This window comes from Burkholderia sp. PAMC 26561 (assembly GCF_001557535.2).
GTDB lineage: Bacteria > Pseudomonadota > Gammaproteobacteria > Burkholderiales > Burkholderiaceae > Caballeronia.
The window spans coordinates 228,322-252,658 of sequence record NZ_CP014306.1 but is presented as its reverse complement, the minus strand read 5'-3'; the positions used below and the strand labels follow the sequence as shown (position 1 = coordinate 252,658).

At 59.9% G+C, this 24,337-nt stretch carries 25 protein-coding genes and 1 tRNA gene; 10 read left to right on the top strand and 16 right to left on the bottom strand.

All coding sequences use genetic code 11. From position 1 onward, the window contains the following. Positions 1-53: 53 nt before the first annotated feature. Positions 54-275: an RNA-binding S4 domain-containing protein gene (locus AXG89_RS01270; protein WP_062167292.1), complete on the bottom strand. Its 222-nt coding sequence runs from the start codon at positions 273-275 to the stop codon at positions 54-56. Positions 276-625: 350 nt separating this feature from the next. Between AXG89_RS01270 and AXG89_RS01265 the strand changes: the two genes are divergently transcribed. The 3 genes from AXG89_RS01265 (at position 626) to AXG89_RS01255 (ending at position 3,659) form a co-directional block, all read left to right on the top strand. Further along, on the top strand, positions 626-1,009 hold the full coding sequence (locus tag AXG89_RS01265; RefSeq protein WP_061999982.1) for a hypothetical protein: 384 nt from the start codon (positions 626-628) through the stop codon (positions 1,007-1,009). An 88-nt stretch (positions 1,010-1,097) separates the two neighbouring features. Continuing rightward, positions 1,098-1,352 carry a hypothetical protein gene (locus tag AXG89_RS01260; protein WP_056354457.1) on the top strand — a complete coding sequence of 85 codons (255 nt, stop codon included), beginning with the start codon at positions 1,098-1,100 and terminating at the stop codon, positions 1,350-1,352. 249 nt (positions 1,353-1,601) lie between these two features. After that, complete coding sequence (locus AXG89_RS01255) at positions 1,602-3,659, top strand: ATP-dependent helicase (RefSeq protein WP_069638362.1); 2,058 nt, start codon at positions 1,602-1,604, stop codon at positions 3,657-3,659. 31 nt (positions 3,660-3,690) lie between these two features. Here AXG89_RS01255 and AXG89_RS01250 read toward each other — a convergent pair whose 3' ends face one another. From AXG89_RS01250 to AXG89_RS01235, 4 genes are all read right to left on the bottom strand, one after another. Next, positions 3,691-4,455: a DUF4088 family protein gene (locus AXG89_RS01250; RefSeq protein ID WP_062170178.1), complete on the bottom strand. Its 765-nt coding sequence runs from the start codon at positions 4,453-4,455 to the stop codon at positions 3,691-3,693. A 162-nt stretch (positions 4,456-4,617) separates the two neighbouring features. Continuing rightward, positions 4,618-5,091: a CreA family protein gene (locus AXG89_RS01245; protein ID WP_062167289.1), complete on the bottom strand. Its 474-nt coding sequence runs from the start codon at positions 5,089-5,091 to the stop codon at positions 4,618-4,620. Positions 5,092-5,388: 297 nt separating this feature from the next. Beyond that, positions 5,389-6,447 carry an aldose epimerase family protein gene (locus AXG89_RS01240; RefSeq protein ID WP_062167287.1) on the bottom strand — a complete coding sequence of 353 codons (1,059 nt, stop codon included), beginning with the start codon at positions 6,445-6,447 and terminating at the stop codon, positions 5,389-5,391. Beyond that, positions 6,444-7,229, bottom strand: a complete 786-nt coding sequence (locus AXG89_RS01235; protein WP_062167285.1) for a FadR/GntR family transcriptional regulator — start codon at positions 7,227-7,229, stop codon at positions 6,444-6,446. The genes AXG89_RS01240 and AXG89_RS01235 overlap by 4 nt, the downstream gene beginning before the upstream one ends. 979 nt (positions 7,230-8,208) lie before the next feature. Between AXG89_RS01235 and AXG89_RS01230 the strand changes: the two genes are divergently transcribed. Genes AXG89_RS01230 through AXG89_RS01220 form a run of 3 tightly spaced genes read left to right on the top strand, consistent with a single transcriptional unit; the run spans position 8,209 to position 10,942 of the window. Then, entirely contained in the window at positions 8,209-8,952 is a 744-nt protein-coding gene (locus tag AXG89_RS01230; protein WP_061999975.1) for a (Fe-S)-binding protein, read from the top strand. Then, on the top strand, positions 8,949-10,358 hold the full coding sequence (locus AXG89_RS01225; RefSeq protein WP_061999974.1) for a lactate utilization protein B: 1,410 nt from the start codon (positions 8,949-8,951) through the stop codon (positions 10,356-10,358). Before AXG89_RS01230 ends, AXG89_RS01225 begins: the two co-directional genes overlap by 4 nt. Then, entirely contained in the window at positions 10,355-10,942 is a 588-nt protein-coding gene (locus AXG89_RS01220) for a LutC/YkgG family protein (protein ID WP_062167283.1), read from the top strand. Before AXG89_RS01225 ends, AXG89_RS01220 begins: the two co-directional genes overlap by 4 nt. Positions 10,943-11,020: 78 nt before the next feature. Here the strand turns inward: AXG89_RS01220 and kdgD are convergent, their stop codons facing one another. The 6 genes from kdgD to fdxA all read right to left on the bottom strand — a co-directional run bounded on the left by kdgD (position 11,021) and on the right by fdxA (position 14,425). Further along, on the bottom strand, positions 11,021-11,938 hold the full coding sequence (kdgD, locus tag AXG89_RS01215) for a 5-dehydro-4-deoxyglucarate dehydratase (RefSeq protein WP_062167281.1): 918 nt from the start codon (positions 11,936-11,938) through the stop codon (positions 11,021-11,023). 259 nt (positions 11,939-12,197) lie between these two features. Further along, positions 12,198-12,941: a FadR/GntR family transcriptional regulator gene (locus AXG89_RS01210; RefSeq protein ID WP_062167279.1), complete on the bottom strand. Its 744-nt coding sequence runs from the start codon at positions 12,939-12,941 to the stop codon at positions 12,198-12,200. A 103-nt stretch (positions 12,942-13,044) separates the two neighbouring features. Next, the gene (locus AXG89_RS01205; RefSeq protein ID WP_062167277.1) at positions 13,045-13,437 is read right to left on the bottom strand and encodes a type II toxin-antitoxin system VapC family toxin; all 393 of its coding nucleotides are present in this window, start codon (positions 13,435-13,437) and stop codon (positions 13,045-13,047) included. Beyond that, on the bottom strand, positions 13,434-13,604 hold the full coding sequence (locus AXG89_RS01200; RefSeq protein WP_236873355.1) for an antitoxin: 171 nt from the start codon (positions 13,602-13,604) through the stop codon (positions 13,434-13,436). The genes AXG89_RS01205 and AXG89_RS01200 overlap by 4 nt, the downstream gene beginning before the upstream one ends. A gap of 289 nt (positions 13,605-13,893) precedes the next feature. After that, positions 13,894-13,969 (bottom strand) — tRNA-Asn (locus AXG89_RS01195). 132 nt (positions 13,970-14,101) lie between these two features. Beyond that, a complete protein-coding gene (fdxA, locus tag AXG89_RS01190; protein ID WP_061999968.1) occupies positions 14,102-14,425 on the bottom strand; it encodes a ferredoxin FdxA in 324 nt (107 codons plus the stop codon). A 445-nt stretch (positions 14,426-14,870) separates the two neighbouring features. Here fdxA and pncB point away from each other — a divergent pair, with 445 nt between their 5' ends. The 4 genes from pncB to AXG89_RS01170 all read left to right on the top strand — a co-directional run bounded on the left by pncB (position 14,871) and on the right by AXG89_RS01170 (position 20,087). After that, entirely contained in the window at positions 14,871-16,061 is a 1,191-nt protein-coding gene (pncB, locus tag AXG89_RS01185; protein WP_062167273.1) for a nicotinate phosphoribosyltransferase, read from the top strand. Between the two features lie 174 nt (positions 16,062-16,235). Beyond that, a complete protein-coding gene (locus AXG89_RS01180) occupies positions 16,236-17,627 on the top strand; it encodes a sodium:proton antiporter (RefSeq protein ID WP_062167271.1) in 1,392 nt (463 codons plus the stop codon). Positions 17,628-17,637: 10 nt separating this feature from the next. Beyond that, complete coding sequence (locus tag AXG89_RS01175) at positions 17,638-18,618, top strand: 2-hydroxyacid dehydrogenase (protein ID WP_062167269.1); 981 nt, start codon at positions 17,638-17,640, stop codon at positions 18,616-18,618. 2 nt (positions 18,619-18,620) lie between these two features. Further along, complete coding sequence (locus AXG89_RS01170; protein ID WP_062167267.1) at positions 18,621-20,087, top strand: DNA recombination protein RmuC; 1,467 nt, start codon at positions 18,621-18,623, stop codon at positions 20,085-20,087. On the opposite strand, the gene AXG89_RS01165 is transcribed toward AXG89_RS01170, so the two are convergent. The 5 genes from AXG89_RS01165 to moaA all read right to left on the bottom strand — a co-directional run bounded on the left by AXG89_RS01165 (position 20,084) and on the right by moaA (position 24,183). Further along, on the bottom strand, positions 20,084-20,602 hold the full coding sequence (locus tag AXG89_RS01165; RefSeq protein ID WP_062170176.1) for a GNAT family N-acetyltransferase: 519 nt from the start codon (positions 20,600-20,602) through the stop codon (positions 20,084-20,086). The two genes, AXG89_RS01170 and AXG89_RS01165, sit on opposite strands and share 4 nt — an antisense overlap. Continuing rightward, a complete protein-coding gene (locus tag AXG89_RS01160; RefSeq protein ID WP_031363462.1) occupies positions 20,602-20,877 on the bottom strand; it encodes a hypothetical protein in 276 nt (91 codons plus the stop codon). Before AXG89_RS01160 ends, AXG89_RS01165 begins: the two co-directional genes overlap by 1 nt. A gap of 116 nt (positions 20,878-20,993) precedes the next feature. Continuing rightward, positions 20,994-22,301 carry a molybdopterin molybdotransferase MoeA gene (gene moeA / locus AXG89_RS01155; protein ID WP_061999963.1) on the bottom strand — a complete coding sequence of 436 codons (1,308 nt, stop codon included), beginning with the start codon at positions 22,299-22,301 and terminating at the stop codon, positions 20,994-20,996. A gap of 138 nt (positions 22,302-22,439) precedes the next feature. Beyond that, complete coding sequence (mobA, locus tag AXG89_RS01150) at positions 22,440-23,072, bottom strand: molybdenum cofactor guanylyltransferase MobA (RefSeq protein ID WP_062167265.1); 633 nt, start codon at positions 23,070-23,072, stop codon at positions 22,440-22,442. Position 23,073: 1 nt separating this feature from the next. Further along, positions 23,074-24,183 (bottom strand): GTP 3',8-cyclase MoaA, encoded by a 1,110-nt coding sequence (moaA, locus tag AXG89_RS01145; protein WP_062167263.1) that lies wholly within the window; start codon positions 24,181-24,183, stop codon positions 23,074-23,076. Positions 24,184-24,337: the final 154 nt, after the last annotated feature.

Genomic DNA, 24,337 nt, shown 5'->3' with positions numbered 1-24,337 from the left:
TGCCGATGTAAAACTTTGCCACTCTCACACACGTCGCGCAGCAAGTGCCGGGTTCATGCCGGCTTGCGAATCTTGATGGTGGTGTCATCGACAAGAACCGTCTGGCCCGCGCGGATCTTGCACGTCTTGCGCAACTCGATCTTGCCGTCGACCTTCACTTCGCCCTCGGCCACGCGCATCTTCGCGGAGCCGCCACTGTCGGCGAGACCCATGATCTTCAGCAGGTTATGCAACTCGACGTAATCGCCCGTGAGCGTGAATTCCAGGCGCGGCATTGAGGGCCTCCTTACGGGTTGGGATCGGTGCTGGCGCCAATCAGGGCGCACATCATAAACCAGTCGAATGCCGAGGCAGGCACGCCGTGTGCGATAGCTGCCGTGTCCCGGTAATTTCCGGCCATCCGTTCCTTTGCAACATGTCAGCAAATGAAACCTTCGGTAACAGTGACGGGTTTCGCTGAACCGGGTGGTGGTAGCAGGGTCAATCGTCAGGGTCAATCGTAATACGTAGTCCAGTAGACGGGCGGTTGCAACGCGCAGGATCCAAGGGCGTTTCAGGACACGAGATACGCTGCCCGGCGTTGCAGTCAGTACCCGGAAAAACAATCGCTAGCGAGGAATTGAATATGTTGCAAATCAAGAAGATGCTGCTTGGTACCGCTTTCATCGCTGTCGCAGGTTCTGCTTTCGCCCAAACTGCGCAGCCCACCGATGCCGGTGCTCAGGCACCCGCTCAGGTCACGCCCGCGCCGCAAAACCTGACGGCTCCGGCGCCGACCGATCCGCTCGTGCAGAAGCGCAATGCAAACGCTCAGGCCAACGCGGAGTACAAGGCATCTAAGAAAGCGTCGCAACAGGACCTGAAGGCGGCCAACAAGCAAGCGAAGGAACAGTACAAAGAGCAAGTGCGCAACGCCAAGATCAACAAGAAGGCCGACAAGCAAACGGCCAACGACGAACTCAAGTCCGCCGAACCGAATGGCCCGCAGAACACGAACTTGCAGCACTAAGCACGAACTTGCAGCACTAAGCTCGATGTTTCGATGAAAGCGGCCGTTTCCTGATGGCCGCGTTTGACAAGAATAGAAGGAGAACATCATGACCAAGACCACTCATCGTTTATGCGCTGCCTTGCTCGCGGGGGCCTTTGCGACGGCTGCGACGGTATCGATCGCGCAGACCACCGCCGAACCCACGCACGCTGAAAAGAAGGCCGCCAAGAAGCAGGCCGAAGCCGATAAAGACGCGAACGTCGCGCAGGCCAAGGCCGACAAGCAGAAGACCGAGTCGCAATCGAAGGCGAACGAAGCCGCCGCCGATGCCAACCTGAAGAACGCCAAGAAAGCGGATTGATTCCGCTTTGCCGCGTGACGAAAGGCCCGACAAGCGCACGCTTGCCGGGCCTTTTGTTTTTTAGGGCCAAAAGCCTGCTGCATCAAGCGCTTGCGTGCGCGGGTTGTATGGATATACAGTGTGCGTCACCCGTTTTTCGAGCTTTCAAGGTTACGCGACGTGCTTTCGCCCATTCCCGCCACTGAGGCTGACTCCTCGACCGAAGCGCAAGCCCGTGCGCCCGGAGTCGTACCCGCAGTTGCCCCGTATTTGACCAAGCTCAACGACGCCCAGCGCGAAGCCGTCGAATACGGAACCGATGCCGACCATCCCACCGGCGCGCTACTCGTGATCGCGGGCGCGGGGTCAGGCAAGACGAACACGCTTGCGCATCGCGTGGCGCACCTGCTCGTAAAAGGCGCCGATCCGCGCCGAATCCTCCTGCTGACATTTTCGCGGCGCGCGGCCAACGAGATGACGCGGCGCGTGACGCGCATCGCGACCAACGCGCTGGGTAATCGCAGCGGCATGGCGCAGGGCCTCATCTGGTCCGGCACGTTTCATAGCGTCGGCGCGCGTTTGCTGCGCGACTATGCGGATATGGTCGGCTTGTCGCCGTCGTTCACCATCAATGACCGCGAAGATTCCGCTGATTTGATGAACCTCGTGCGGCACGAACTGGGGTTATCGGCGAAGGAGAAGCGTTTTCCCGCCAAGTCCACCTGCTTCGCCATCTACTCGCGCGTGGTCAATACCGGCGCGTCGCTCGCGACCGTTCTCGATCAGGCGTTCCCGTGGTGCCGCGAATGGGAGGACGACTTGCGCCGCCTCTTCGCCGCCTACGTCCACGCGAAGCAGCAGCAAAGCGTGCTCGACTACGACGACCTCTTGCTCTACTGGTCGCACCTTGCGGCCGAGCCATCGATTGCAGCGGATCTGTCGAGCCGGTTCGACCACGTCCTCGTCGATGAATACCAGGACACGAACAAGCTCCAGGCATCCATCCTCCTTTCCATGAAACCCGATGGGCGCGGCCTCACCGTCGTTGGAGACGATGCGCAATCCATCTATTCGTTTCGCGGCGCAACGGTGCGCAACATCCTCGACTTCCCGAATCACTTCGATCCGCCGGCGAAGTGCGTGACGCTCGAGCGCAACTACCGCTCTACGCAGCCTATCCTGGCGGCATCGAATGCGGTGATCGGACTGGCCACCGAGCGACACACAAAGAACCTCTGGACAGACAAGACATCGGCGCAACGTCCACGGATCGTTTCCGTGGCCGATGAAGCCGATCAGGCGCGTTACATCGTCGAGCAGATACTCGAAGCCCGCGAAGGCGGCATGACGCTCAAGCAGCAGGCGGTGCTGTTTCGCGCCGCGCATCACAGCGCCGCGCTCGAAATCGAACTGACCCGGCGCAACATTCCGTTCGTGAAGTTCGGCGGCTTGAAGTTTCTCGATTCCGTGCATGTGAAGGACGTGCTGGCCGTGTTGCGATGGGCCGAGAATCCGCGTGATCGTGTGGCAGGCTTTCGCGTGGTGCAGTTGCTGCCGGGTATCGGGCCGGCCATTGCCGGACGAGTGCTTGATCAGGTTGCGGAACGTGGCAACACGGCGTCAGCGCTCGCGGCATTTGTGCCGCCGCCAAGAGCGAGTGAGGACTGGCCGGTATTCGCAGGGTTGATGGCGAAGGTTTGCGCGCGTGAAAGTGGCTGGCCTGCTGAGTTCGAGATGATTCGCCGATGGTATGAACCGCATCTCGAGCGCAATCATGAAGACGCGGCGATCCGTCACGGCGACGTCCTGCAGATGGAAAGCATTGCATCGACGTATCCCACGCGCGAGCGTTTCCTGACGGAGTTGACGCTCGATCCGCCCGATGCCACGAGCGACGAATCGGGCGTTCCGCTCATCGATGAAGACTATCTGATTCTCTCCACCATCCATTCGGCCAAGGGCCAGGAATGGAAGAACGTGTTTGTGCTGAACGGCGTGGATGGCTGCATTCCATCGGACATGGGCACAGGCAGCGACGAGGAAATCGATGAAGAGCGGCGGCTCTTATATGTCGCCATGACGCGGGCAAAAGAGGATTTGCACATCGTCACGCCACAACGCTTTTACGTGCACAACCAGACGGCCATGGGCGATCGGCATGTGTGGGCGGCGCGCACGCGCTTCATTCCCGCGCACCTGATGCCGCAATTCGAAGCGCGCGCTTGGCCGCATGTGCCGGAGCCTGTTGCGCCGACCGCCGCCGGACTGGCCGCGGCGGCGAAGGCGAAGCTGGATATCGCGGCGCGGCTTAAAAAGATGTGGGAGTGAGGTTCGGTGGCGCGCGCTCAGCGGCGCGCGCTCAGCGCTCGGCGCGCGATGGCTTTGGCGCCTTGCGTTCCGGCGTGAAGATCGCGCGCAGCCAGTTGCCAAAACGCGTGAAACCGTCATACGGCTCTTCAATAAATATCTCCGGTTTCAGGGACCGCAACTGCTCCAGCACTTGCTGCGCTTCCTGCTTCGAAACGGAGCCATGAAACATCCCGAGCCTCAACAGGCAACGCAACTCGCCAAGCTTCTCGCGCGCGGTCGATCCCACGCTGTGTTCGGTCGCGATCCTCGTTTCGTACACGCGTTGACGTAATGAATCGGCAAGACGCCACGCGGGCGTCTGCATCTTCTGCTCGAGATCCTGAATGTCCGATGCCGCCGATTTGATCTGCGAGGCAAGTGCATCGATTTGCGCCGGGTCGCCTTTTGCCTCGTTCACAATCGATGTCGCCCATGTGCGCGACGCCTTTACCAGATCTTCCGCTGACCAGTCCGAGCGCACAGCGAACCCGAAACCGTGTTCCGCCGCCTGGCGCATCATCATGTCGATAACGTCCGGGAATTCCTTGTCCAGTGCGCGCTTGGCCCATGCGTACTGGCCGTTCTGCAGCATGCGCTGGACGGCTTGTTCGGTGAGGGGCGTGGGATTGTCGAGCAGTTTTGCGCGCAGGAAATCTTCGAACGATGGCGTGACGAACTGCGGATCGAACTTGAGCGAGAGACGAATGAACGTATCGAAATCGCGGCGCAGCGCGGCAAGCGTTTCGTCTTTGAATGAGAGGGTAATCTGACCCATGGTGTGTCCCGGTTCGCGCGTCCCGCGCATCGAATTTTGGAATTTGCGCGGGTAAACAGTCGGCGTCGCTGCTAGAGCGATTGCCTTTCGTCTTTATAACGGCAGCGGGACGGCAAACTTTAGACAAATGGAGGAAGGCCTCCAATCGTGCGCTCCTTCATATCACTTCACGGGAATCGTCGTGCCCGCTGGCATGGGGACGGCTGTCACGCTGTTCTTCGCGCTGCCGGTCGCGATGCGGTCGCTGTAGGTCAGGTAGACGAGCGTGTTGCGTTTGGCATCGACGACACGCACCACGTGCAAGGTCTTGAAGATAAACGACATGCTCGCGGAAAAAATGTCGGCCTTCTGCTTGAGCGGCGCGTCGATCTTGATCGGACCGACTTGACGGCAGGCAATCGATGCCTCGGACGGATCTTCGGCAATTCCAAGCATGCCTTTGACGCCACCCGTGCGTGCACGCGACACATAACAGGTGACGCCTGTCACGCCGGGGTCATCGTATGCCTCGACCGTTACGCGGTCCGAACCGGTGAACCGGAAGTTCGTGTTCACGCTGGCGATTTCCTCGGCATGAAGACCGGGAACGGCGACGACGGCAGCGATCGCTGCAAGTACGGGGAGGGCGCGTTTCATCGAAATCCTTCGAAGCTATCGTGGCAATGCGGCGGTCAATGCCGTTGGCAGTGTAAAAACAAAAAAGGCGTCGTATTGTAACGACGCCTTCGTTCAGTCCGGATGAAACGGGTGCAATGAAAGATCAGTGAAAAATCAAATACAAGATCACCAGCACGATCACCGGAACACCAAGCAGCCAGCCAAGTAGGTAGGGCATGTCATCCTCCATTCGATATCTGATTTGATGAATCAAGTATCCTCAAGAGGCTGATCCGCTGATAGCCGCGCCTGTCCTATATGGATGTAGGCGGACTCCTATCGGACGCTCATGGTGTATTGCGTCACTTGCCTGTAGCGCTCGTTCGGGCGCAGCACGACGTCTTCGGCACTTTCCATGTTGATCTGGTTCGGGAATCCGCCCGCTTCCAGGCACAGCGCGCCGTGCTTCTTGTAGATCACACCTTGTTTGCCCGGCTCGCCTTCCAGATGATTGCTCGTATAGAACACGAGGCCGCGTTCGGTCGTCGATACAGCCAGCTCACGGCCGCTCGCCGGATGGTAGACGCTCGCCGCGTGCTGCAATTCCGGCAGTGCGGTGACCGCGCCAATCGAGCGCAACACAAAACAATGATCGATACCGCCATTCGCGAGCCTCACCTGCTCGTTGTCCTGTGTCTCGATACGCGGTCCGATCGCCGCCGGCTTGCGGAAATCGAACGGGGTATCGGCGACGTTTTCGAGCGTGGTGGGGATCGTGTTTTCATCGATGGCGAAGAAGTGGTCCGCCGCGATCTCGATCTCGTGATCGGCAATGCTCGATGGCACGCCCGACAAGTTGAAGTACGCGTGATTGGTGAGATTGAGCGGCGTTGGGGCATCGGTGAAGGCGTCGTAGGCAATCGTCAACTCGCCTGCCGGGCTGAACGCGTATGTCACCTGAACCGTGAGGGCGCCGGGAAAACCGTTATCGCCCGCTGGCGATTCAAGCCGGAACACGAGCGATTCGTCCGTGTGTTTCGCCTGCCAGAGCTTGTAGCTGAAGCCGGTCGATCCGCCGTGCAGCGAATTCGGCGGCTGGTTTGCTTCGAGCGGGTATTCGACGCCATCGAGTGAAAAACGCGCGCCCGCGATGCGATTTGCCCAGCGCCCGACCGTCGCGCCCATGTGCGCGGGGCCTTCGGTGTAGGCGGTGGGCGTGTCGTGGCCGAGGAGGATATCGGCGAGCCGACCGTCGCGGTCCGGCGCGAACCACGAAACGAGCGCCGCCCCAAGATTCGTCACGGATAGCCGCAAGCCGTTGTCATGGCTGATGGTATGAAGTTCGACGGGCGTGCCGTCCGGGAGGTCGCCCCAATGGGCGCTGGAAATGTTCATGACGTGGTCTCCGGGTTATGGGTCTTCGCGGGTTGGCGAGGCGCTTCGGCCTTGAGCGGCCTGTCACGATACAGCGTGCGCACATAGTCCAGGTGTGCGCCGGCGGCGTCGCGGGCGCGTTGTGGATCGCGGGCGACGATGGCATCGAAGATCGCCTGATGTTGCGCGAGGAGATCGGCTTCGACTTGGTCGTCGTAATCGACCAGCCGGTGCGACGTCAGCATGGATTCGCGCACGAGTTCGTGCAAGCCGTGCATGACGTGGGCGAGCGCGAGGTTATGGGTGGCATCGGCGATGGCCAGATGAAACGCTGCGTCGTGCTCGGCGATGCGTGTGCGTTTCGGTTCGATGGCCGCCGTTTTCAGCGCTTGAAACGCTTCGGCGATGCGCGCGAGGTCGGCCTCGGTGGCGCGTTCGGCGGCATAGGCAGTGGCGAGGGATTCGAGTCCGTGGCGAAGTTCGAGCACGTCGTTGCTGGCGGTGGGATGCTGGCTGAGCAACGCGGCGAGCGGCGCCGAAACGAGGGGCGCGGTAACGTCAGACACTTCGAAGCCGCCGCGGGCGGCGGTGCGGATGAATCCATCGGATTCCAGGCGGATGAGTGCTTCGCGCAGCGATGGCCGTGAGACGTTCAGTTGTTCGGCGAGATCGCGTTCGGCGGGCAGGCGCTGGCCGGGGAGGAGGGCGCCGCTTGTGATCAGGGCACGGATCTGGTCGGAGACGACATCGGCGATGCGCACGCGGGGGTAGGAGTGGACGGGGTGGAAGGGGGGCGTTGGCACTTGGGCGGGCGGTGTTTGGAGTGGGGGATTGGGCGGTTGTTCGTAGGGGTTGGGGTTGGTGCCGGGTTGTTGCTCTTCAGGTCTTCGCGCGTTCCGTCTTGGCTGATTTTTTTCGCACTATTAGCCACTGTCCGTGGCGGGACTTCATTTCTTTTTCCAACGGCGAAAAAGAAACGAAGCAAAGAAAACGCCTTTCAACCGCTAATTCTTAAGTGTCCCGAGCGTGCAGTGACAACTGTTTGGTACTTCACAAGAACGCTCGACGCCGGAATTCAGAACACTTGAACCCCTCCCCCTCCGTCAACAGATACCCACACGCTTCGCCACCAGTAACTGTGGCAGTCAATACGGAAACCTGGCCCAAGTGAACAACGGGTTGAGCACATGACGGCGCTACAGCATCCTGAACTTGCCGAGACTTTGCCGCCGGTGGTCTCAGGCTCGCGCGGGCAAAACGGAACCAGTACAGCCAACTCCTCCATTTGGGCGTCAGCGCGCGCAGCGCGGAAGCCTCATTAACGGATTCCGACACTGGTGGCGAAGCGTGTGGGTTGCCGTTTACGGAGGGGGAGGGTTTCAAGTGTTCTGAACTCCGGCGTCGAGCGTTCTTCTGAAGTACCAAACAGTTGTCAGTGCACGCTCGGGACACTTATGTGCCGTCGGTGGAGAGGCGTTTTCTTTGCTTCGTTTCTTTTTCGCCGTTGGAAAAAGAAATGAAGTCCCGCCACGGACAGTGGCTAATAGTGCGAAAAAAATCAGCCAAGACGTAACGCGCGAAGACCTGAAGAGCAACAACCCGGCATCGACCCCGCACCACCCCATCCCTGTAAAACCTCAGTTTGACATGAAACCACACAAACTTTAAAGTCTTGGTCAGACCAAGCTGACCAGCAGAAGCAAAAAAACTGAACAGCAAAAGCAAAAAACGCCCAGCGGTAACAAAAACCCCACCCCCCAAGCGCCAGCGCAAACCCCGCCCATGAAAGTCGCCCTGTTCGTCCCCTGTTTCATCGATGCGTTCTACCCCGAAGTCGGCATCGCGACGCTTGAGCTGCTCGAACGCCTGGGCGTAGACGTCGACTACCCTGAAGAGCAGACCTGCTGCGGCCAGCCCATGGCAAACAGCGGCGCGCAAAAGGAGGCCGCCGGCGCCGAGCGCGTCTTCGCCCGCAACTTCGCCGACTACGACTACGTAGTAGGACCCTCTGCGAGCTGCATTCATCACGTGCGCGAACACCTGACGGCGATCGAGCAAACGGCATCGGTGAAAAAGGTCCGGGCAAGCGCCTACGAACTCGTCGAGTTTCTCCACGATGTCCTCAAGGTGCGCGAATTCCCGTGGGCCGAATTTCCGCATCGCGTGGGACTGCACAATAGCTGCAGCGCGATCCGGCACCTGAAGGAAGTCTCGGCGTCGGAGATCAATGGCGCGCCTTTCTCCAAACCCCGTGCGTTGCTCGAAGGCGTGAAGGGCATCGAATTCGTCACACTCACCCGGCCCGACGAATGCTGCGGTTTCGGCGGCACGTTTTCAGTGACGGAAGAAGCGGTATCGGTGAGGATGGGGCAGGACAAGGTGCGCGATCACGTCGGCGCGGGCGCACAATACATCGTCTCCGGCGACATGTCGTGTCTCATGCATCAGCAAGGCTGCGCCGAGCGCCTGAAACTCGATGCACAATTCATCCACATCGCACAGGTTCTGAACGGAGCACGCGCATGAGCGACGTCGTGAAGGGAAAGAGCAAGCGGCTCGATCACGCGAAGGCGGCGGGCGCGTTTATCGCGAAAACGGATCACGTCGCTTTCCACGACAAACGCCTCTGGGACCTGCGCAGCAAACGCGATGCGCAAGCGCACGGCATGCCCGAATGGGAAACGCTGCGGGACCTGGCATCGGGGATCAAGGAGCATACGCTCTCCCATCTCTCCGATTACCTCGAGCAGTTCATCTCGCAAGCCGAGTCGCATGGCGTCACCGTGCATTACGCGGCCACCGCCGAGGAACACAACGAGATCGTCTACAAGCTGATGTCCGAGCGCGGCTTGACCACGCTGGTGAAAAGCAAATCCATGCTCACCGATGAATGCAAGATGCGCGAGTACATCGAACCGCGCGGCATCACGGTGATGGAAACGGATCTCGGCGAACGCATCCAGCAACTGGACAATCAGGATCCGAGCCACATGGTCGTGCCGGCCGTGCACAAGTTGCGCGCGGACGTCGCCGAGCTGTTCGGACGAACCATCGGCACCGATCCCAAGAACAGCGACATCCACTATCTCGCCGAAAGCCAGCGCATGAACACGCGGCCGTATTTCGTGCGCGAGAAAACGGCGGGTATGACGGGATGCAATTTCGCAGTTGCCGAGACGGGTACGGTCGTGGTGTGTACGAACGAAGGCAACGCGGATTTGTCGGCGAATGTGCCGCCGCTGCATATTGCGTCGATTGGTATCGAAAAGCTGATTCCAAAGATTTCCGATCTCGGCGTGTTCGTGCGCATGTTGTCGCGTAGCGCGCTCGGCTCGCCGATCACGCAATACACCTCGCATTTTCGCGCGCCGCGTCCGGGCTCGGAGATGCATTACATCCTCGTCGATCACGGCCGCTCCGAGCGCCTCGCGATGGAAGATTTCTGGTACTCGCTCAAATGCATCCGCTGCGGCGCGTGCATGAATACGTGCCCGGTTTACCGGCGTAGCGGCGGGTTGTCGTACGGCTTCACGTATTCCGGCCCGATCGGCGCCATCATCAATCCGACCTACGATATGAAGCGTTTCAGCAGCTTGCCGTTTGCATCGACTTTGAACGGGAGTTGCACGAATGTCTGCCCGACGAAAGTCAACATTCACGAGCAGATCTACAAGTGGCGCGAGGTCATCGCGGCGAATCATGAAGTACCGTTCGTGAAGGCCGAAGTGCTGAAGATGGCGGGGCGCCTGCTTGCCAGTCCGACGTTGTATCGCGGCACGGTGGCGTCGCTTGGCGGCGCGCTGAAACGCTTGCCGAACTTCGTGCTGTACAACCCGCTGAATATCTGGGGCCGTCAGCGTGACTTGCCTGAAACACCGGCTGAAACCTTCCATGAGTGGTACAAGAAAAATCGCAAGGCAGCGCAGAAATGACGACAACGCGTGAAGCTTTCTTGGCCAAGATCCGCGCGGCGCAACCGGCGGGCCGTCCGCGCCCCGAAGTGCCCCTCTTCGATACCCCTCCCGGCGAGCGTCTCGAACGCTTTCGTACGGCGCTCGCCGCGATGGGCGGCACGGTAGTCGAAGGCGAATCGCTCGATACCGTGCGTGCGCTGCTGGCCGAGCGCTTCGGCGCTGATGCAATCGTGGCATCGGCGGTTGCGGGTATCGATGGAAACCGTGCGCTTTCAGCCGAAATGGCGCCTGCATTGCTGCAGGATGTCGATGCCGGCGTCGTGCGTGCGCGCTTCGGCGTGGCGGAAACTGGCTCGGTGTGGTTCAGCGAGGACGAGTACATCGTCAATTCGATCGGTTACCTCGTGCAGCATCTCGTGGTCTTGCTCGATCCGGCGCGGATCGTGGATGGTCTGCAGGATGTGTACAGACAGGATGACTTCAAAAACGCACGATACGCAGTACTGGTGACGGGGCCATCCGCGACAGCCGATATTGAAGGCGTGCTGATTCGCGGCGCGCAGGGCGTGAGATCGTTGACGGTGGTCCTGCTCGCGGCTTGAACCGACGTTCCAGAGGTACAAAACCCGTTCCGGCTTGCATTACGGGAACGGGTTTTTTATCGGCCTGCCCTGAAACGATTACTGCGAGCCGAGCTTCTTGATCAGCACATCGAGCTGCGCCATTTCGTCTTCGGTCAGATCGGTCAACGGCGCACGCACCGGACCGGCGCTACGGCCGATCAGCTTCGCGCCCGCCTTCACAATGCTCACTGCATAGCCGGCCTTGCGATTGCGGATCGCGAGATACGGCATGAAGAATTCGTCGAGCAAACGGCCGGTCTTCACATGATCCTGCGATGACACCGCGCGATAAAACTCCATCGCCGTCTTCGGAATGAAGTTGAATACCGCCGATGAGTACACTGGCACGCCCAGCGCCTTATACGCTTCGGCATAGACTTCGGCGGTCGGCAAGCCACCGAGATACGAAAAGCGATCACCCAGGCGACGACGGATCGTCACCATGTTTTCGATCTCGCCCACGCCATCCTTGAAGCCGATCAGATTCGGGCAGGAATCGGCGAGACGCTCGAGCATGTCAGCGTTCAGCTTGGAATTCGCGCGGTTATAGACGATCACGCCGATGTTTTTCACCGCCTTGCACACCTGTTCGACGTGCGCGGCAATCCCTTCCTGGCTCGCTTCCGTCAGGTAATGCGGCATCAGCAAGATGCCGTTCGCGCCCAGCCGCTCGGCTTCCTGCGCATAAGCAATGGCAACGCGCGTTGGGCCACCGGCGCCGGCCAGGATCGGCACCTTGCCCTTGCAGGTTTCCGTCGCCGTGCGGATCACGTTCGAATAGTCGGTTTGCGTGAGCGAAAAGAACTCGCCCGTGCCGCCGGCCGCGAACAGCGCCGTTGCGCCGTAAGGCGCCAGCCATTCGAGACGCTCGGCGTAAGTGTCGGCGCGGAAGTCACCTTGTTCATCGAAGTCGGTCAGCGGGAAAGACAGCAGGCCTTCGGAAACGATTTTCTTGAGTTCTTGAGGTGTCGTCATGTTCGGTCGTGAGTTGGTTTTTCCAGGCGGCCAGCAGCTACGAGATTAATCGACATACGTTGTCTGATGACATTCTAAGATCGATCAGATTGGCGATAGTATGGGTATTAACCCCCAGATCATATAATAGTGGCGACACCTTACAGGCTGTATTTGGTGCCGCCGGGCGTACATAGTATCCATCAAAGTATGACGTCAGACAAGATGAGTTTGCCTGCGCTCGTTGAAAATTCCAAGCGAGGCAAGTGAGCTTGGTGGGTCAGGCGGTCACATCGGCTGCCTGGTTGGCGCGCCGCAAGCGTTCCCGGCTATTCGACAAATGCATGCGCATGGCGGCGCGGGCGCTTTCGGCGTCGCGCCGGACAATCGCTTCCAGAATGCTCTCATGTTCGAGATTCACCAGCGACATGTACGCCTTCGGATCTGCCTTCGCGATACCCGCTGAATCGATGCGGTTTCGCGGAATCAGCGCCGTGCCCATTTGCGTCAGGATATCGACGAAATAGCGGTTGCCCGTTGCCCGGGCAAGCGCGATGTGGAACTGGAGGTCGGCCGCGACGCTGTCATTGCCATTGCGGCTGGTGGCTTCGATTGCATCGAGTGCGGCGCGCATGCGCACGAGGTCTTCGGGCTGCGCACGCTGCGCGGCCAGACCGGCGCATTCCGTCTCAAGACTGATGCGCAGTTCGAGCACTGAAAGAACATCGCGCAGGGTGGTGGCCGGCACCATGTCGATACCAAGCTTTTCGCGCCGCGGTTCCAGCACGAAACTTCCAATGCCGTGCCGCGTTTCGATGACCTCGTTTGCCTGCAATCGCGAAATGCCTTCGCGCACGACTGTCCGGCTTACGCCGAGCGTGATCATCAGCTTGGCTTCGGTCGGCAGTTTGTCGCCAGGTTTCAGGGCGGCAGATTCGATCTGTTCGATCACGTAGTCGAACACGCTCTCCGCCAGGTTGCGGGCACGTCGGGGTGTCGCGACGGATGCGAGGGGTTCGGCCATCAGAAACGCTCCTTGAGTCGGTCGGGCGATATATTCAAGCGGACATTATACCGTTGTCTGACGACCGCCAATTTTAAAGATTGGATGAGGTGCGCTGGGTCTCCTAGCTTTCCCAGTCCTCAACGTTCAGCTTGCTCACGCGACGGAACTCCCGGGTATTTCGAGTGACAAGTGTGAGTGCGCGGGCAAGGGCCTGTCCCGCGATGAGAGCGTCATACGGTCCACTTGGAGTTCCGGCCAATGCGAGTTCCACGCGCACTTCCCCTGCGTGCCGGGCATCTTCAGTATCGAAGTCGAGAACTTCGAATTGCAACGCCTCAACACGCTTCAAGTTCTCGGCGGCGTTCTGGCTCTTGTATGCGCCGTAATATAGTTCTTGTGCGACGATGGATGAGATGGCGAAATCGCGCGGTCGATGCTGTCGCAGCCGAGCGAGAAATCCGCTATTTCCCTTCATGAGCGCAATGACGGCGTTCGTGTCGAGCAAGTGGTTCACTTAAAGAAATCCAGATCTGGGCGGTCCTGTTCGGTCGGCTGCTCAGTTGATGCCTGGATAAAGCCTTCGTCGACGGGGCCGACGATCAATTCGAGCCATGACCAATCATTGGCGATCGGTTCGAGGATGATCGCGTTGCCGTGGCGCCGCACACGCACTTCATCCACGTCCAGTCGGAACTCCTTGGGCAAGCGCACGGTCTGTGATCGGACAGACTAAAAATACTTTAGCAGTATTTATAACCTTCCCCTCTTGATGAGATATATCAAATGTATATACCAAACTCATCAGGAAAGAAGAGGCAGTTTCCCGGTTGACATGCCCTAGAGGTCGCATTTCGTTCTTGAAACATGAGCAGTGGCAACTTACTTCGCGAAATCGCTATGGCAGTGCATTCCATAGCGCTAAACGCAAAAAGCCCAATCTTTCGATTGGGCTTTTTGTCTGGAACCTTTTTGGCTCCCCGACCTGGGCTCGAACCAGGGACCTACGGATTAACAGTCCGGCGCTCTACCAACTGAGCTATCGGGGAACATCTGCAGCAGAGAAACGAGATTATATGGAGGGGATTCTAGCCTGTCAACACCCTGCGTTCATCTCGATTTAAAAACTTACCTACCAACAAAGAGTGCGTTAAACAGAGCGACAAACCGCCGCTTATGTATCAACGTTCGAGCAGTTCGAGCTTCTCTTTTACGTCCTTGAAATCGTCGGCTTCCGGCAGCGGTGCCTTGGTCTTGGTGATACTTGGCCATGCGCGCGAAAGATCCGCGTTCAGTTCGATGAAGTGCTGCTGATCACCTGGCACATCTTCTTCGGCATAGATCGCATTGACCGGACATTCAGCCACGCACACAGCGCAGTCGATGCACTCGTCCGGGTCGATCGAGAGGAAATTGGGACCTTCGCGGAAGCAGTCCACCGGGCACACGTCCACGCAATCGGTGTAACGGCACTTGATGCAGCTTTCGGTCACAACGTGAGTCATTCAGGCTCCTGCATGCGAAATTCGTGGGGGCGGCGAGGCAACTCGGACGCTGGGTTCGATCTCGAACCTTCAGTCTCTTTCCTGGGCTGGGCAGCCCGGCTATGCACATTGCGCGCGCCAAAACCAATATTGTAGCGTACCGGTAAAACTCAGCGCGACCCCGTTCCAGAAGGCCTTATATCCTTTAGTGATTTGTTTATGGGCGTATGCGGGCCTGCCGCAAGGTGCGGCAAATGATTCGACGCCATGGCGCACGGGGCTCAGGCTTTGCACTTCGGGTAACATGCTCTTCGAGGCCGCCGGGGCAGACCAGCCAGTGCCTGGTCAGTGCGTTCCGTCGGACCGTGTCCGTACAGACCGTGTCCTTACAGACCCTCCGTTTGCGTTTGCCCGCGGGATTTTGCCTGGCGGTTCTATCCGTTGTACTAGCCGTTCGTCTGGAACCATGATCATCCATTCGCTGCTCGATACCGATCTCTACAAGTTCACCATGATGCAGGTCGTCCTGCATCACTTCCCGGCAGCGCATGCGGAATACAAGTTCCGATGCCGTACGCAAGGTGTCGATCTCGTTCCGTACATCGAGGAAATTCGCGAGGAAGTGCGCGCGCTCTGCCAGTTGCGTTTCACCGAAGAAGAGCTCGAATACCTCCGGCGGATGCGCTTCATCAAGAGCGATTTCATCGACTTCCTCGCGCTCTTTCACCTCAACGAAAAGCGGGTGACGATCAAGCCGTCGGCGAAAAACAACGGCGAGATCGACATCGATATTGTCGGCCCCTGGCTGCACACCATCCTGTTCGAGATTCCCGTTCTCGCGATTGTCAACGAAGTTTATTTCCGCAACACGCAGCGCGATCCGACTTTCGAAACCGGCCGCGACCGTCTGCGCGACAAGATCGAGTTGCTTGGCGGCAGCCCTGAGGTATCCGAGTGCAAGATCGCCGACTATGGCACGCGCCGCCGGTTCTCCGGCAAGTGGCACGAAGAAGTCATCCTCAAGCTGAAGGAAGGTTTGGGCGAGCAGTTCACCGGCACGAGCAACGTCTATTACGCAATGAAGCACGGCCTTCGTCCCCTGGGCACGATGGCGCACGAGTACTTGCAGGCTTGCCAGGCGCTCGGTCCGCGGCTGCGCGATTCGCAGGTCTTCGGCTTCGAGATGTGGGCCAAGGAATATAGAGGTGATCTGGGCATTGCGCTCTCCGACGTCTACGGCATGAAGGCGTTTCTCAACGACTTCGACATGTACTTCTGCAAGCTCTTCGACGGCGCCCGTCACGACTCCGGCGATCCGTTCGACTGGGGCGAGCGCCTGATCCGTCACTACGAGCAGAACCGATGCGACCCGCGAACCAAGGTGCTGGTTTTCTCGGACGCGCTCGACATTCCCAAAGTACTGCAGCTCTACGTACGCTTTCGCGGCCGTTGCCAGCTCGCGTTCGGCGTGGGCACGAATCTCACCAACGACCTGGGTTACCAGCCTTTGCAGATCGTCATCAAGATGGTTCGCTGCAATGGGCAGCCGGTCGCCAAGCTCTCCGATTCTCCCGGCAAGAACATGTGCGAAGACCAGGCTTATCTTGCGTACCTGCGCCAGGTTTTCGATATCGTCAAGCCGGTAGGAGAACTGTAACTCGTGGGCGTGCGTCCGGACGCAACCCGGCTTAGCGTTAGCCATTCGGTCTAGGGTCGTGCGGCAGGGCTGCTCGTTATAATCAAGTCCTTGATCGACGCACCTGCCAACGAGGACCCACCCATGAAACCATCGCCCGCATGCTGGAAATCACGCGGGCGGCGCAGTTGGGATATGCGCTGGTTGATGCTGGTCCTCGCGCTCGCGGCACTGCCGCTTGATGCCTCCGCGGCGACGCTCGATGGCGCCGCGTTGTCGCCGCTCTGGGCGCTGCCGTTCGCGGGCATCCTGCTGTCCATCGCCATTGCGCCGCTGGTCGCGCCGCATGCCTGGCACAGTCATTACGGCAAGATATCGGCAGCGTGGGCGATTGCCTTTCTCGTACCGTTTGCCATTGGTTTCGGAGCGAACTCCGCCTTCGCGACCTTCGTCCACGCGATGCTGGAAGAATATATCCCGTTCATCATTCTGCTCACGGCGCTCTTCACCGTCGCCGGCGGAATATGCCTGAATGGCGACCTGCGCGGTTCGCCCCGGTTGAACACCGGACTGCTCGCGCTCGGCACCTTCCTCGCCAGCATCATGGGAACCACGGGCGCAGCAATGCTGCTGATCCGCCCGTTGCTGCGCGCAAATGAAGAGCGCAAGCACCGTGTGCATCGGGTGGTGTTCTTCATTTTTCTCGTTGCCAATGCAGGCGGTTCGCTTTCACCTCTCGGTGATCCGCCCTTGTTCCTCGGCTTCTTGAACGGCGTCAGCTTCTTCTGGACCACCGTGCATCTCGCGAAGCCGACGCTGTTTATCTGCGCCATCCTGCTCGCGCTCTTTTATGCGCTCGACCGGTATTATTTCGCGAAGGAAGACGTGCTGCCGGAGACCGCTGAAAAGACGCCGCTGAGCATCGACGGGAAAATCAATTTCGTTCTTCTGGCGGCAGTTGTCGTGCTGGTCCTGATGAGCGGCTTGTGGAAACCGGGTATCGAATTCGATGTATTCGGCACGCACGTAGCGTTGCAGAACCTGGTGCGCGACGTATTGCTGATCGTCGTGATGTTGCTGTCACTGAAGCTCACGCCGAAGAGCGCGCGGGAGGGCAACGCGTTCAACTGGGCGCCTATCGAAGAAGTCGCGAAGCTGTTCGCCGCCATCTTCATCACCATTGCACCGGTGATCATTATTCTGCGCGCCGGCGCGGATGGCGCGTTTGCTGGCATCGTGCATCTCGTCACCGACTCGAGCGGCAAGCCCATCGACATTGCTTACTTCTGGGCGACGGGGCTGTTGTCATCGTTTCTCGATAACGCGCCTACCTACCTCGTGTTCTTCAACCTCGCCGGCGGCGACGCACAGGCCTTGATGACGACCGGCGCCACCACGCTCGCCGCCATCTCCGCGGGTGCCGTTTTCATGGGTGCGAACAGTTACATAGGCAACGCGCCCAATTTCATGGTCAAGGCGATCGCCGAATCTCGCGGCGTTGTGATGCCCAGTTTCTTCGGTTACCTGGGCTGGTCATCGGTCATCTTGTTGCCCCTGTACCTGCTTACCGGATGGTTGTTCTTTTAAGGAGAAGTCGATGAAGAAAGTGCTGGTTGCCCGCCCCATCTTCCCGGACGTGATCGAACGCCTGCGACAGTATTTTGAAGTCGATGCCAATCCCGGCGCGCCGCTTCCCGCCGACGAATTCGCGCGCCGCATGGCCGATCGCGATGGCGCGTTGCTCGCGGGCGATCCTGTCACGGCCAAGGTGCTTGAAGGCGCACCGAATTTGAAGGTCGTGTCGAACATGGCCGTCGGCTATAACAACTTCGACATGCAGGCGCTCAACGCCCACGGCGTGCTCGGCACGAACACGCCTGACGTGCTGAACGAGAGCACCGCTGACTTTGGCTGGTCGCTCATGATGGCGGCTGCACGTCGCATCACGGAATCCGAGCATTTCCTGCGCGCGGGCAAATGGGGCACGTGGTCGTACGATGCGTTTCTCGGCGCGGACGTCTACGGCTCGACGCTGGGCGTGATCGGCATGGGCCGCATCGGACAAGCGCTGGCCCGGCGTGCGCGCGGGTTCAACATGCGCGTGATCTATCACAACCGTTCGCGTGTCGCGCCGGCGATCGAGTCGGAGTTGAATGCCGAATACGCATCGAAGGCTGACTTGCTCAAACAGGCCGATCACGTTGTACTGGTGCTGCCGTACACCGCCGAAAACCATCACACCATCGGCGCGGCGGAACTCGCGAGCATGAAACCCACGGCAACGCTGACCAATATCGCGCGAGGCGGAATCGTCGATGACGCTGCGTTGATCGAAGCGCTGCGCAACAAGACCATCGCTGCAGCGGGCCTCGATGTCTTCGAAGGCGAGCCGAATTTCAATCGCGATTTCCTGGGTTTGTCGAACGTCGTACTGACGCCGCATATTGCAAGCGCGACCGAATCCACACGCCGCGCAATGGCGAATCTCGCTGCCGACAACCTCATCGCTGCATTAGGCGAAGGTCCCCGCGCCGGTAAGCCGCCGAACCCGATCAATCCGGAAGTACTGAAGAAATGACAATGTTGTTGCTGTTGAGCGCTGCGGTCGCGGTCCTTGCGATCACGCTGGTGATCGTGCTGATTCTGTTGCTGCGGCCCAAGCGCGAGACGGATATCGAAGAACAGTTCGACGCACTCACTGACCGGGTTATCGATATGGGCGAAGCCCACGCACGCGCCCAGGAGCGGCTCGAACGCAATGTGCGGGGCGAGGTGGTGGAGACGTCCCGCGCATCGCGTACGGAAGCGGGCGGCGCGTTCGCTCAGTTCCAGCAGACGCTTGCGACGCAACTTGCAAGCATGTCGAACGTGCAGAACGCGCAACTCGAGGCGTTCTCGCGGCAGTTGCTTGCCTTGACGGAAAGCAACGTCCAGCAAAGCCAGCACGCGCGCGACGAACAAAGTCAGGCGCTCAAGCGTTTCGGCGATACCCTCACGCTGCAACTCGCACAGATGTCGGAATCGAACGACCGCCGTCTGAGCGAGGTGCGCATGACGCTTGAAGCGCGGCTGAAGGACATCGAAGCGAACAACGCGGCGAAGCTCGAAGAAATGCGCCGCACCGTCGATGAAAAACTCCATGCCACGCTGGAACAGCGGCTTGGCGAATCGTTCAAGCTGGTGTCAGACAGACTTGAACAGGTGCATCGCGGATTGGGGGAAATGCAGACACTGGCGGCGGGCGTCGGCGACTTGAAGAAAGTGCTGACCAACGTCAAGACACGGGGGACATGGGGCGAAGTGCAACTCGAGTCGCTGCTCGAACAACTCCTGACGCCGGACCAGTACGCGAAGAATGTCGCGACCATTCCAAAGAGCAACGACCGCGTGGAGTTCGCGATCAAGCTGCCCGGCCGACACGACGCCCCCGGCCAGAGCGGCGCGAACGCGGTGGCGACGCCGGTATGGCTTCCCATCGATGCGAAATTTCCGCGCGAGGATTACGAGCGTCTGATCGATGCGCAGGATCGCGGAGATCCAGTCGCGGTGGAAGAGGCATCGCGCGCCCTCGAAGGCCGGATTCGCGCTGAGGCGAAGACCATCGCGCAGAAGTATGTCGCGCCGCCGCACACCACGGACTTTGCGTTGTTGTTCCTGCCTACTGAAGGTTTGTACGCGGAGATCTTGCGCCGTCCGGGGTTGACGGATTTCTTGCAGCGTGAATATCGCGTGAGTGTGACGGGCCCGACCACGCTGACCGCTTTGCTCAACAGCCTGCAAATGGGCTTCCGGACGCTCGCGATCGAGCAGCGTTCCAGTGAGGTCTGGCAAGTGCTCGGCGCGGTAAAAACGGAATTCAGGAAGTTCGGGGAAGTGCTCTCGAAGACGCGCTCGCAGCTTGAGGCGGTGACGCGATCGATTGAATCAGCGGAAACGCGCACCCGTCAGATGAGCAAGAAACTGCGCGATGTAGAAGCGTTGCCGGGCGAGCAGGCGGCCTGCCTGCTCGGGCATGAAGCGGATGATCGCGAGGAACCGGAAGCTTAATTTACCGGGGCATTCGCCGAGGCAGAAGGCGAGGCAGAAGGCGAGGCGAGGGTGGCCAGCGCGTCGCCGGTGATCCGCACGATGCGCCAGTCCGGCAACACGGTCGCGCCCATCTTCTCGTAGAAACCGATGGCGTTCTGGTTCCAGTCGAGCACGGTCCATTCGAAGCGGCCGCACTGACGCTCCACCGCAATCGCCGCGAGCGCGCGCAGCATCTTCGTGCCAAGTCCGCTGCCGCGAATGCCAGGTTTGATATACAGGTCTTCCAGATAAAGCCCGCGCTTGCCAAGGAACGTGGAGTAGTTCTGGAAGAAGAGGGCATAACCCACGATCACCCCGTCTTCTTCCGCGACCATGGCTTCCGCTGCGGGCTTGTCGCCGAACAGGGCATCGGTGAGGCCGGACTCAGTCCCAACGAACAAATGCGTCAGCTTTTCAAACTCGGCCAGTTCCAGCATGAGCCCGAAGATCGCGCTGACATCTTGCGGAGTGGCGCTACGGATTGCGGCGCTCATCATGCTTCTTCCGGTGCATCGGACAACACGATCTCGATGCCGCCGAACCGCGACGCCACCCAGTTGTACGCGTGACACGCAATCCACAACAGGATGAATCCCAGGATCGCGTTCAGCAACAGTGCGCTTGTCACGGTGCTGAGTTCTACGGAGCCGTATCGGAAGAACGCGACCAGCACGCCGAGCAACACGATCGGCACGCTGAATGTGAGGTACACGAGAATCAGCGCTTTGGCGGTTTGTCCCGGTGCGATGAACGAAATCTGTTTTTTCATGAAGGAAAACCCCGTCAGTCGTAGTGCAGTGCATTCGAACCCAGGCGTTGGCCGCATACGGGATGACGGCGTTGCAGTCCGGATTCTTGAAGCAGGTTGTCGAAGAGCCTGTGAAACTAAATCAGGCCGTCGAATGGCAGGATATCGACGCTGTCTCCTGCATCGATATCTCCTGCCTCGTGCTCGAGGACAATGAAGCAATTGGCTTCGCTCATTGAACTCAGCACTCCCGAGCCTTGCGGCCCGGTCGTTACCACGCGCCAGCGCCCGGCTTTGTCGCGCTCTGCAATACCGCGCTGGAATTCCGTGCGGCCGGCACGTTTGGATAGCGGATTCGTGCTGATCGCCGATACCATCGGCAACGCGTGCCGCGCCGCGCCCGACATGGCGAGCAGCGCTTCCCGCACGATGAAATAAAACGTCGCCATGACCGCGACCGGGTTGCCGGGCAAGCCGAAGAACAACGCTGATTCGCCCTCGCCGGCACGCGCGCCCGACCATAGCCGACCGAACGCGAGTGGCCGGCCAGGGCGCATCGCGATTTTCCAGAATGCGACGTCGCCGAGTGTGTTCATCAGGTCGCGTGTGAAGTCGGCATCGCCCACTGACACGCCGCCGGAACTGATGACGACGTCGGCTTCGCGGGTCGCGCGTCGCAGGGCTTCTTCAAGCGATGCCCGGTCGTCACGGACAATGCCCAGATCGACGGGCTCGACGTTCATCCGGCGCAGCATCGCGTAAAGCGTGTAGCGGTTGCTATCGTAGATGGAACCCGGTTCAAGCGTTTCGCCGACAGAGCGCAACTCGTCGCCGGTGGAAAAAAACGCGACGCGCAAACGGCGCTGCACGGTAACTTCAGCGATACCCAATGAAGCCAGCAACCCAATATCCGATGCCCGCACGATCCGTCCTGCACGCAACGCCGGTTGACCTTCTGCAAGATCTTCCCCCGCAAGGCGCCGGTTCACGCCGCGCCCGATTCCCGCCGTGCCGAACGCGACCATGTCTCCCGCGCGTTGCACGAGTTCCTGCGCAATCACCGTATCGCAGCCGGGCGGAAGCAGCGCGCCCGTCATGATCCGCACGCATTGGGCGGCAAGCGGGCGGCCTTCGAACGGTTGTCCAGCGAGCGCCTTCCCGGCAACGGTCAACTGAATCCGCCCTTCGAGACCGGCGTCCGCCAGCACTGCGCCATCGAAGGCGTAGCCGTCCATGGCGGAGTTATCGTGCGAGGGGACGTTGATGGGTGAAATCACGTCCTTGGCCAGCACACGATCCAGCGCATCGAAAAGACGCACGCGCTCGACTTCGACGGAGCCGCGCGGCAACGCCCACTGACGCACGATGTCTTGCGCCGCGCTGACGGGCAGCGCGTTCGGATCGTACTCGGCGACGCAGCTCGAAAAGTGCCTGGGTGTGTTCATCGATGGGTAAAACAGCGCGGAATCGCGACGCAAAGCCCGCGGGTGGATGGATGAAGAGGCAGACGTGTTGAGATGCGCCGGTGTTTCCGCGACCTCTGGCAAGCCGGTGGCTCGCAGCAAACTGAAACGAACCGGCGCTTAGTTGCGCTCCAGGTCGGCTAGCTGCTGCAGATCGTTGACATTGTAAAACGCACGCTCGTCGGTGAAGGTCACTTCTACCGCCTTGTGGCGCGCGTACCACGCGCGAACTTTACGTTCGCCGGCGCGAATGTACGTGTCGAGATCGTCGGCCAGCGACGTTCTCAGGAGCGCGAACACGGGGTGCAGATGGCGATCGCCGCCCGAATCCGTGACAGTCGCGATGGCGATGTCCGCACTGTCGGCAACCAGTTTCTCCGACAGCCGGTCGGCCAGATGAGGATCGACGAAAGGTGCATCGCAGGGCGCGAACAGCACGAAGTCGGTCTGCGCCTCGTGCAACGCCGCCGACATGCCCGCGAGCGGGCCGGGGAAGTCGGGGAATGCATCGACGATGACCTTGGCCCGGAACGGCATGCCGAGTTGCGCATAGATTTCGAGGCTGCGATTTGCGCTGATGAGCATGGCGCCGCATTGCGGCGTGAGCCGGCGCAGCGCGTGCAGCGCGAGCGGTTCGAGATTCAGCGGCTGCAGGCCTTTATCCACGCCGCCCATGCGTGACCCGCGTCCACCGGCGAGTACCACGCCCGTGATGTCGTGCTTCGAAAGGGCATCTCGGGACGGCTCGGTCATGTCATCCGCCTATGTACGACATTTCGACGCGCCGGGCGTCCGGGTCCGGGGCCGGCAGGGAATTGCTGCCGCGCAGCTCCGAGTAGCGGTCGGTGCGCGCTTCCCAGATCCGGGCTATGGCGGTGGCGACGGCTGCGTCGCTCGCGCCGCTGCGAATCAGCGCGCGCAGATCGTGTCCGGACGTCGCGAAAAGGCACAAGTACAGCTTGCCTTCCGTCGATAACCTCGCCCGTGTGCACGTCCCGCAAAAGGCGCGGGTCACGCTGGAGATCACGCCGATCTCGCCGCTTCCGTCCCGGTAACCCCATCGTTGAGCGGTTTCTGCGTCGTTGTGGGCTTCGAGCGGTTGCAACGGAAAATGCTCGGCAATGCGCGCAACAACATCTGCCGATGGCAGCACTTCGTTCATGTTCCAGCCATTCGACGCGCCCACGTCCATATACTCGATGAACCGCAGCACCGTGCCGCTGCCCTTGAAATGGCGCGCCATCGGCACGATTTCCGCGTCATTTGTTCCGTGCTTGACGACCATGTTCACCTTCAGCGGTGCCAGGCCGACTGCATGCGCGGCTTCGATGCCATCGAGCACATCGGCGACGGCAAAATCCGCGTCGTTCATGCGGCGGAACAACGCGTCGTCGAGCGCGTCGAGGCTCACCGTGACACGGGTCAAACCCGCGTCCTTGAGCGACCTGGCTTTGCGGGCGAGGATAGAACCGTTGGTGGTGAGCGTAATGTCGAGCGGCCGGCCTTCGGGCGTACGCAAAAGCGCCAGCCGCTCAATCAGGAATTCGATGTTCTTTCGCAGCAGCGGTTCGCCGCCGGTCAGCCGGATTTTTTCCACCCCATGGGCGACAAACAGCCGCGCCAGCCGTTCGATTTCCTCGAAGGACAGCAGCGCGCTGTGCGGCAGGAATTCGTAGTTTTTATCGAAGACTTCGCGCGGCATGCAGTACACGCAACGGAAATTGCAACGATCGGTCACCGAGATGCGCAGATCGCGCAAGTCGCGTGACAGCCTGTCAGTAAGCAATCCGGTCGGCGTCGCCACGGCTCCCGGGAAGGCCGGGATCGCGGTGATATCGGTGACGGGAATGATGCGTCGGGACATGATCGTTTTATTTCTCGCAAGCAGCAGCGGGGCTACTGTCAACTTTCAACGATCCATTTTAGCGGAAGGGCGGATCAGCAGTAGTCCGCCGCTGTGCTTTATGGGGTTTTTGCACGCGCAGAAATAAAAAAGCGCCACAGACCTGAGTCATGTG